Source organism: Halorubrum sp. SS7, assembly GCF_005435055.1.
In the GTDB taxonomy this organism is placed as follows: domain Archaea; phylum Halobacteriota; class Halobacteria; order Halobacteriales; family Haloferacaceae; genus Halorubrum; species Halorubrum salinarum.
Genome location: NZ_SGXV01000078.1, coordinates 1 through 1,158, shown reverse-complemented (window position 1 = coordinate 1,158; position 1,158 = coordinate 1). Strand labels below are relative to the sequence as shown.

The following is a 1,158-nucleotide window of genomic DNA, read 5'->3' as shown; positions in this document are numbered from 1 at the left end:
AGGGGCGAGGCACTTGGAGAATCTGGTTAGATCTAACCATGAGTACGAACTACAGCGAGAGCGACAAGACGTATCGAATTGAAACCACGATTTCCGGCGGCACCATTGAAGATCCCGTTACTGGCGAGCGGCATGAAGTTGTGTCCGATGACGACGGGCGCGGTGGAGAAATTGAAGTGACCCGTCCAGATAGCGCACAGGCATTAGTGCGGGGAAGTAACGCGATGGACTTTGCTGGTGACGCCCCGACGACGGGCGAGGTGGAAGCGGCGCAGAAGGCCCGCTTTGAGTTTGGTGATACCGATGTGTGTATGAGATTTGCCGAGTCGTATCACCGCGACTTTGAGAGTATGAGTCTGGACCCGGCCGAAGGGTTCGACCCGAAAGAAGGCGCGGCAAACAACGGGCCGCGTATGAAGGCGAGCAAAATGTACCATGACCTCAAAGAGCGAGGCTATGAATCCGAAGCGGCATACCTTCGAGCGCTCCCGTCCGTTGGGATTCAAACCGACTTTTGCGACTATCTCACCGAACACGAGGCGATCCAACTCAATGACGACTAACAACGACCTTAGCGACGAATGGGAAGCCCTCAATCGCCGCGAGCGGCGCGAGAAGGCGCGTGCGATTATTGAGGACATGGAAACGCTACAAGACTCCCCCGACTCCCTGAAAACCGACGTGGCGGCACTTGTCGGCACAGAGAGTTTTGAGGAGGCGGTCGACGACCTCGACGTATCGTGGACTGACCGGCTCTAATCGCGGCGCTCCCGATGACCCGGAAGGCGAGGGATCTGTTCATTGTGTAGAATCAGGGCCGCAGGCCCATTTTTTCAGTACCCCGGTGGCGGCTTTTGGCCGGGATTCCAACGGTGATGAAACCGTGACTAAGCAACTACCAATTACGTTCCCGAACCCGATGTATAGCCATAAGAACCCCGCTCCCGCCCGAATTGAGGATGGAACCCCCGGTGGTTGGCCATGAGTGAGAGCCAACGCGCGAGCGCGGACGCGAATGATGACCTCCCGAACCGTGGCGAGATTCAAGACTTACTGGAAGATGGAATCCGGGAAGCGCACAGGAAAGTCAAAGAGGGACGGGTATACGACGCCGAGAATGAGAAAGTGCGGATCAAATGGATTCGGGCGTTAGCATAC

2 protein-coding genes are annotated in these 1,158 nt (G+C 56.6%); both read left to right on the top strand.

Annotation, left to right across the window (positions count from 1 at the left end; all coding sequences use genetic code 11):
* Nucleotides 1–563: hypothetical protein (locus EXE44_RS16660; protein WP_206750395.1), on the top strand; the 563-nt coding region annotated here is incomplete at its 5' end.
* The gene (locus EXE44_RS16655; protein ID WP_137694934.1) at nt 553–759 is read left to right on the top strand and encodes a hypothetical protein; all 207 of its coding nucleotides are present in this window, start codon (nt 553–555) and stop codon (nt 757–759) included. The genes EXE44_RS16660 and EXE44_RS16655, both read left to right, overlap by 11 nt.
* Nucleotides 760–1,158: the final 399 nt, after the last annotated feature.

Coding starts and splice junctions, on each gene's coding strand:
- EXE44_RS16655 (WP_137694934.1), top strand. CDS start 553: ATGACGACTAACAACGACCTTAGCGACGAATGGGAAGCCCTCAATCGC.